This is a genomic window from Streptomyces atroolivaceus (assembly GCF_000717025.1).
Taxonomy (GTDB): Bacteria; Actinomycetota; Actinomycetes; order Streptomycetales; family Streptomycetaceae; genus Streptomyces; species Streptomyces atroolivaceus.
Map to the genome: position 1 here is coordinate 62,011 of NZ_JNXG01000024.1, position 6,480 is coordinate 68,490.

General features: G+C 68.1%; 8 protein-coding genes. 5 read left to right on the top strand and 3 right to left on the bottom strand.

The window, feature by feature from the left end; all coding sequences use genetic code 11:
- The first annotated feature begins 115 nt into the window (after positions 1 to 115).
- The 4 genes from OO67_RS33500 to OO67_RS33515 all read left to right on the top strand — a co-directional run bounded on the left by OO67_RS33500 (position 116) and on the right by OO67_RS33515 (position 3,320).
- Positions 116 to 916: an ABC transporter ATP-binding protein gene (locus OO67_RS33500; protein WP_033305600.1), complete on the top strand. Its 801-nt coding sequence runs from the start codon at positions 116 to 118 to the stop codon at positions 914 to 916.
- A 65-nt stretch (positions 917 to 981) separates the two neighbouring features.
- Complete coding sequence (locus OO67_RS33505) at positions 982 to 1,410, top strand: NfeD family protein (protein ID WP_033305601.1); 429 nt, start codon at positions 982 to 984, stop codon at positions 1,408 to 1,410.
- A 128-nt stretch (positions 1,411 to 1,538) separates the two neighbouring features.
- The gene (locus tag OO67_RS33510) at positions 1,539 to 2,468 is read left to right on the top strand and encodes an SPFH domain-containing protein (RefSeq protein WP_033305602.1); all 930 of its coding nucleotides are present in this window, start codon (positions 1,539 to 1,541) and stop codon (positions 2,466 to 2,468) included.
- 78 nt (positions 2,469 to 2,546) lie between these two features.
- A complete protein-coding gene (locus OO67_RS33515) occupies positions 2,547 to 3,320 on the top strand; it encodes a sulfite exporter TauE/SafE family protein (protein ID WP_106972863.1) in 774 nt (257 codons plus the stop codon).
- Between the two features lie 72 nt (positions 3,321 to 3,392).
- Here OO67_RS33515 and OO67_RS33520 read toward each other — a convergent pair whose 3' ends face one another.
- From OO67_RS33520 to OO67_RS33530, 3 genes are all read right to left on the bottom strand, one after another.
- A complete protein-coding gene (locus tag OO67_RS33520) occupies positions 3,393 to 3,899 on the bottom strand; it encodes an HNH endonuclease (protein ID WP_033305603.1) in 507 nt (168 codons plus the stop codon).
- Positions 3,900 to 4,040: 141 nt separating this feature from the next.
- On the bottom strand, positions 4,041 to 4,574 hold the full coding sequence (locus OO67_RS33525) for a YbhB/YbcL family Raf kinase inhibitor-like protein (RefSeq protein ID WP_033305604.1): 534 nt from the start codon (positions 4,572 to 4,574) through the stop codon (positions 4,041 to 4,043).
- Between the two features lie 55 nt (positions 4,575 to 4,629).
- Positions 4,630 to 5,412 (bottom strand): sporulation protein, encoded by a 783-nt coding sequence (locus tag OO67_RS33530; RefSeq protein ID WP_033305605.1) that lies wholly within the window; start codon positions 5,410 to 5,412, stop codon positions 4,630 to 4,632.
- Between the two features lie 86 nt (positions 5,413 to 5,498).
- Here OO67_RS33530 and OO67_RS33535 point away from each other — a divergent pair, with 86 nt between their 5' ends.
- The gene (locus tag OO67_RS33535) at positions 5,499 to 6,140 is read left to right on the top strand and encodes a DNA-3-methyladenine glycosylase (protein WP_033305606.1); all 642 of its coding nucleotides are present in this window, start codon (positions 5,499 to 5,501) and stop codon (positions 6,138 to 6,140) included.
- Positions 6,141 to 6,480: the final 340 nt, after the last annotated feature.

Consider the following 6,480-nt stretch of genomic DNA (forward strand, 5'->3'; position numbering starts at 1 on the left):
CAGCCTAGGGAACGGCCCCAGGGCCTGAGCACTCCCCGGGTGGCGTAGGTTTTCCCTGGGAGCTGTGCCCACAGGCACGCGACGATCTCGACACTGTATGGGGAGACAACGCGCCATGAGCGATGTACTGGAGCTGGTGGACGTATCCGTGGTCCGCGACGGACGCGCTCTGGTGGACGACGTCTCCTGGTCGGTCAAGGAGGGGGAGCGCTGGGTCATCCTCGGGCCGAACGGCGCGGGCAAGACCACTCTCCTCAACCTCGCCTCCAGCTACCTCTTCCCGAGCACCGGCACGGCAACGGTCCTCGGTGAGCGGCTCGGCGGGGTCGGGACCGACGTCTTCGAGCTCCGCCCCCGCATCGGCATGGCCGGCGTGGCCATGGCCGAAAAGCTCCCCAAGCGCCAGACCGTCCTGCAGACGGTGCTCACCGCCGCGTACGGCATGACCGCCACCTGGCACGAGGACTACGAAGCCGTCGACGAGGATCGCGCCCGTGCCTTCCTCGACCGCCTCGGCATGACCGACTTCCTCGACCGCAAGTTCGGCACGCTCTCCGAGGGCGAGCGCAAGCGCACCCTCATCGCCCGCGCCATGATGACCGACCCCGAGCTGCTCCTCCTCGACGAGCCGGCCGCCGGACTCGACCTCGGAGGCCGTGAGGACCTGGTCCGCCGTCTCGGCAGGCTGGCCCGTGACCCGTACGCCCCCTCCATGGTCATGGTCACCCACCATGTCGAGGAGATCGCGCCCGGCTTCACCCACGTACTGATGATCCGTCAGGGCAAGGTGCTCGCCGCCGGTCCCATGGAGACGGAGCTGAGCTCCCGGAACCTCTCCCTCTGCTTCGGCCTGCCGCTCGTCGTCGAGCACCAGGACGACCGCTACACGGCCCGAGGTCTGCCCCTCGGCCGGTAGTCGCACCACAGCCAACCTCCTCTGCGCCCTGTCGGGGAAGGCAGTTGCGGTCCTACGATGACCATGTGGACATCGACGCGTGGGTGTGGTGGCTGATCGGCGCGGTGGGACTGGGCATTCCCCTCGTCCTGACCGCGATGCCCGAATTCGGGATGTTCGCCGTAGGAGCGGTGGCCGCGGCCGCCGTCGCGGCCCTGGGCGGCGGCATCGTCGCCCAAGTCCTGGTGTTCGTCCTGGTCTCGGTCGCCCTGATCGCCGTCGTCCGGCCCATCGCGGCCAGACACCGGAGGAGCCAGTCCACGCACGCCACCGGAATCGACGCACTGAAAGGCCGTCAGGCCGTCGTCCTGGAACGGGTCGACGGCAGCGGCGGGCGCATCAAGCTCGCCGGCGAGGTCTGGTCCGCCCGCACGCTCGACGGCGACCAGGCCTTCGAACCCGGCCGGCAGGTGGACGTCGTCGACATCGACGGTGCAACGGCCGTCGTCATGTGAGCGAACCGGTCACACGGCAGGCGGCAGTCTGCCAAACTCGAAGTCGATCATCATGACAATGCGACCGCCATGACCGTTCGATCTCGATCACCGCGATCCGTCGGCAACCGAAGGGCACGAGGCACACGATGCAACCGATCATCATCGTCCTGATCATTCTGGTGGTGCTCGTCTTCATCGCCCTGATCAAGACGATCCAGGTCATCCCGCAGGCCAGTGCCGCCATCGTGGAGCGCTTCGGCCGCTACACCCGCACGCTCAACGCCGGGCTGAACATCGTCGTCCCGTTCATCGACTCGATCCGCAACCGGATCGACCTCCGCGAACAGGTCGTACCCTTCCCGCCCCAGCCGGTGATCACCCAGGACAACCTCGTCGTCAACATCGACACCGTCATCTACTACCAGGTGACCGACGCCCGCGCCGCCACCTACGAAGTCGCCAGCTACATCCAGGCGATCGAGCAGCTCACCGTCACCACCCTGCGCAACATCATCGGCGGCATGGACCTCGAGCGGACCCTGACCTCCCGCGAGGAGATCAACGCCGCGCTGCGCGGAGTCCTCGACGAAGCCACCGGCAAGTGGGGCATCCGCGTCAACCGCGTCGAGCTCAAGGCCATCGAACCGCCCACCTCCATCCAGGACTCGATGGAGAAGCAGATGCGCGCCGACCGTGACAAGCGCGCCGCCATCCTCACCGCCGAAGGCATCAGGCAGTCCGCGATCCTCACGGCCGAGGGTGAGAAGCAGTCCGCGATCCTGCGCGCCGAGGGTGAGGCCAAGGCATCCGCCCTGCGCGCCGAGGGCGAGGCCCAGGCCATCCGTACGGTCTTCGAGTCCATCCACGCCGGGGACCCGGACCAGAAGCTTCTGTCGTACCAGTACCTCCAGATGCTCCCCAAGATCGCCGAGGGCGACGCCAACAAGCTCTGGATCGTGCCCAGCGAGATCGGCGACGCACTCAAGGGCCTCAGTGGCGCCTTCGGCAACCTCGGCAGTGGAGCCCCCGGCTTCAACACCGGCACGGAACGCCGGGAGCAGCCCCCGGTCGACTGACCGGAGAACACCTTCGTGCATGATCAGTGAGGCCCCTCGACCTTCATGGCGGGGAGGCATCACTGACCATCGAAGGGGATGGCCTTGTCCATCTGGGAGATTCTCGCGGTCTTCGCGGCCGGAGTCGGCGCCGGCACGATCAACACCATCGTCGGATCGGGAACGCTGATCACCTTCCCCGTCCTGCTCGCCACCGGGCTGCCACCGGTCACCGCGACCGTGTCCAACGCACTCGGCCTGATCCCGGGCTCCATCAGCGGTGCCATCGGCTACCGCCAGGAACTCGCCGGCCAGCGGCGCCGCATACTCAAACTGAGCGTCGGCGCACTGACCGGCGGACTCACCGGGGCCACTCTCCTGCTGGCCCTGCCCTCCACGGCGTTCGAGACGATCGTCCCCGTCCTCGTGGCCCTCGCACTGGTCCTGGTCATCCTGCAGCCCCGCATCAGCCGGGCGGTCCAGCGCCGCCGCGACCGCACCGGCACCCCCGCCCGCCCCGACGGCGGGCCCCTGCTGTTCACCGGCCTGACGCTCGCCAGCGTCTACGGCGGCTACTTCACAGCGGCCCAGGGCATCATCTACCTCTCCCTCATGGGCATGCTGCTCGACGACACGATGCAGCGGCTCAACGCCGTCAAGAACGTCCTCGCCGCCGTCGTCAACAGCGTCGCCGCGCTCTTCTTCCTCTTCGTGGCCGACTTCGACTGGACCGCCGTCGTCCTCATCGCGGTGGGTTCCGCCATCGGCGGCCAGATCGGCGCCAAGGTCGGCCGCAGGCTCAGCCCCCGCCTCCTGCGCGCCCTGATCGTCGTCGTCGGAACCGCGGCCATCGTCCAGCTACTGCTGCGTTGACGGACAGGAGCCCGCCCCCTCAAGTACGGGGTACGGGCTCCGCCTTCGTTCATGTGGGGTCGGGGGAGGACCTCACGCCGCGGAGCGGGCCAGCCACTCCGGCAGCGCCGACCGGTCCCCGGCTCCCAGCGCGAGCAGCATCGCGTCCGCCGGCGAAGGCACGAACGGTTCCCGGAGCAGCGGCATCCCCGCCTGCTCCGGAGTACGGGCCGCCTTGCGGTGGTTGTCCTCCGCGCACGAGGCCACGGTGTTCAGCCAGGTGTCCTGGCCGCCCTGGGCACGCGGCACCACGTGGTCCACGGTGCTCGCCCGCCGCCCGCAGTACGCGCACCGGTGCTGGTCCCGTATGAGCACACCCCTTCTGGACCACGGAGCGTGTCTTCGGAACGGCACCCGGACGTACCGGCAGAGTCTGATCACCCGGGGGACCGGAAGGTCCACGGCGGCACCACGCATCCGGACCCCGGGATGCGCCTGCTCGACGACGGCCTTGTCCTGCAGGATCAGGACCACCGCACGGTTGAGTGTCACCGTCGACAGCGGCTCGAAGCTCGCGTTGAGTACAAGTGTGTCCCGCATCCTGCCCACCTCCCGTGTGCCGCCCGTCTGCCGGCGGACCCGGATCAACTCTGTCCGGGTGAGCCGTGATGGACAACGCAATAAAAAGTGCCCTGCCCTGGTCTCTCCAAGACCAGGGCAGGGCAAACGGCAGGCGAACCTTCAGCTTTCCGGAGCGGCGTACTCCCCGATCAGCTGAGCGCGGCCCAACGTGTGGAACCGCAGGTTGAATCCGACCACGGCGGGGGAGGCGTCACTGTCCGGCCCGAGCTTCTCGGTGTCCACCGCGTACACGGTGAAGACGTACCGGTGGTTCTCACCGGCAGGCGGCGCGGCACCCCCGAACTCCTTCGCCCCGTAGTCGTTGCGCGCCTGGACGGCGCCTTCGGGCAGTCCCTCGAACGCCCCGCTTCCCGCACCGGCGGGGAGCTCCGTCACGGACGCGGGGATGTCGAAGAGCACCCAGTGCCAGAATCCGCTGCCCGTCGGCGCGTCCGGGTCGAAGCACGTCACGGCGAAGCTCTTCGTCTCCGCGGGGAAGCCCTCCCACCGCAGCTGAGGCGAGGTGTTCCCCGCCGCGAACACCTGGGCGTCCGCCAGCACGGCACCCGGCGCGAGATCCTCGCTCGCCACGGCGAACGGGGGAACCTCGGGATGGAAGTCGTGCGGCAGCGGCGCCCTCTTCGGCTCGGTCACGTCAGCACCTCTCCTGATCGGCTGTGCGATGTCTTCCCACCGACCCTAGGGGGTGTCAGAGCCAGTTGCGCTGGCCGCCGACCTGCGCGAGCCACTGGTTGAGGTACGCCGCCCAGTCGGTGCCCTGGTAGTCGTTGAGACCCACCTTGAACGCGCGGTAGGAGTCGCTGCCCTCGCTGAAGAGGCCCGGCTTCTTGTCCATCTCCAGGACGACGTCCATCTCGCGGTCGTCCGCGACGAACGTCAGTTCCACCTGGTGCAGCCCCCGGTACTGCTGCGGGGGGAAGAACTCGATCTCCTGGTAGAACGGCAGACGCTGGCGGGTGCCGCGGATGTGGCCACGCTCCATGTCGGCGCTGCGGAAGCCGAAGCCCAGCTGTCCGAAGGCGTCCAGGATGGCCTGCTGCGCGGGCAGCGGGTGCACGTTGATCGGGTCCAGGTCACCCGAGTCAACGGCGCGGGCGATCTCCAGCTCCGTCGTCAGCCCGATGTTCATGCCGCGCAGCTGCTGGCCGGCGAACATGGTGATCGGCGTCTCCCAGGGGATCTCCAACCCGAACGGCACGACGTGCACCGCGCCCGCCTGAACCTCGAAGGCGCCACCGAGCCGCTGCTTGGTGAACTCGATGTCCTGCTTGGTCTCCTGGTCCCCGCCCTCGACCTCGACCCGCGCCTGCAGGCCGACCGAGAGCCCCTCGATCTGCTGGTCCACGGATCCGCCCTGGATCCGAACCTCGCCCTGGACGACCCCGCCGGGGACGACGTTGAGTTCGGTCAGCTCCGTCTCGACCGAAGCACCGCCGGCACCCATGCTCGCGAGCAGCCGCTTGAAGCCCATGATTTTCCTCCTTGGTCCTGACCCCTACATACGCGCCACGACCGTAGCCGGTTCCCGTCGCGCCGAGCCCAGTACCCTCGGACGCCATGGATGAAGGCATGGACCGTACGCCGCTCACGCGGGAATTCTTCGACAGGCCGGTCGTGGAGGTGGCCCCCGATCTTCTGGGCCGCGTCCTCGTCCGGTCGACCGACGAGGGCCCCATGGAGCTGCGCCTGACGGAGGTGGAGGCCTACGCGGGCGACATCGACCCCGGCTCCCACGCATTCCGCGGCCGGACAGCCCGCAACAGTGTGATGTTCGGTCCGCCTGGCCACTCCTACGTCTACTTCACGTACGGCATGTGGCACTGCCTCAACCTGGTGTGCGGTCCCGAGGGCAAGGCGAGTGGCGTCCTGCTCCGTGCGGGGGAGATCGGTATCGGGGCGGAGATGGCCCGCAAACGTCGATTCTCGGCCCGGCATGACAGGGAACTGGCCAAAGGGCCGGCGCGTCTGGCGACGGCGCTCGACGTCGACCGCGCACTGAACGGCGTCGACGTGGTGGCAGGCGCTCAGCGGCCTCTGTCCGTCCTGCACGGCTCTCCGCCCTCTCCCGACCAGGTACGCAGCGGTCCGCGTACGGGGGTGGGCGGCGACGGTTCTCACCAGCCCTGGCGCTTCTGGATCGACGGCGACCCCACGGTCAGCCCGTACCGGGCCCACGCGCCGCGCCGCCGCGCAACTTGACTCACCCCTGCCGTTTCCCTAATGTAGTCCGAGCCGCTTGAACGGATGCAGTTGTCCTCGGCACGGTCCGTCGGACCGGGCTGAAGCATCGTGAGAGGGCCAACCACTACCTACGATTCACCCCTGGCGGGTGCAATTTCGGCATGCCGGAATTCACACGATCGACTCGATTATGAGTCGCGGAGGAAATCGGCTAATGTGGTGACCACGCCGAAAGGGAAGCGCGAAAGCGAAGAACTGAAAAGCGAATCAGCAGGAACCCGCTTCGGCCGGGAATCGGACACGAAAGAGTCTGATAGAGTCGGAAACGCAAGAACAGAAGGGAAGCGCCCGGAGGGCC

Excerpts from the sequence above, each read along its gene's own strand:
- OO67_RS33520 (WP_033305603.1), bottom strand. The coding sequence starts at position 3,899 with ATGCGGGACACACTTGTACTCAACGCGAGCTTCGAGCCGCTGTCGACG.
- OO67_RS33510 (WP_033305602.1), top strand. The coding sequence starts at position 1,539 with ATGCAACCGATCATCATCGTCCTGATCATTCTGGTGGTGCTCGTCTTC.
- OO67_RS33530 (WP_033305605.1), bottom strand. The coding sequence starts at position 5,412 with ATGGGCTTCAAGCGGCTGCTCGCGAGCATGGGTGCCGGCGGTGCTTCG.
- OO67_RS33515 (WP_106972863.1), top strand. The coding sequence starts at position 2,547 with ATGGCCTTGTCCATCTGGGAGATTCTCGCGGTCTTCGCGGCCGGAGTC.
- OO67_RS33500 (WP_033305600.1), top strand. The coding sequence starts at position 116 with ATGAGCGATGTACTGGAGCTGGTGGACGTATCCGTGGTCCGCGACGGA.
- OO67_RS33535 (WP_033305606.1), top strand. The coding sequence starts at position 5,499 with ATGGATGAAGGCATGGACCGTACGCCGCTCACGCGGGAATTCTTCGAC.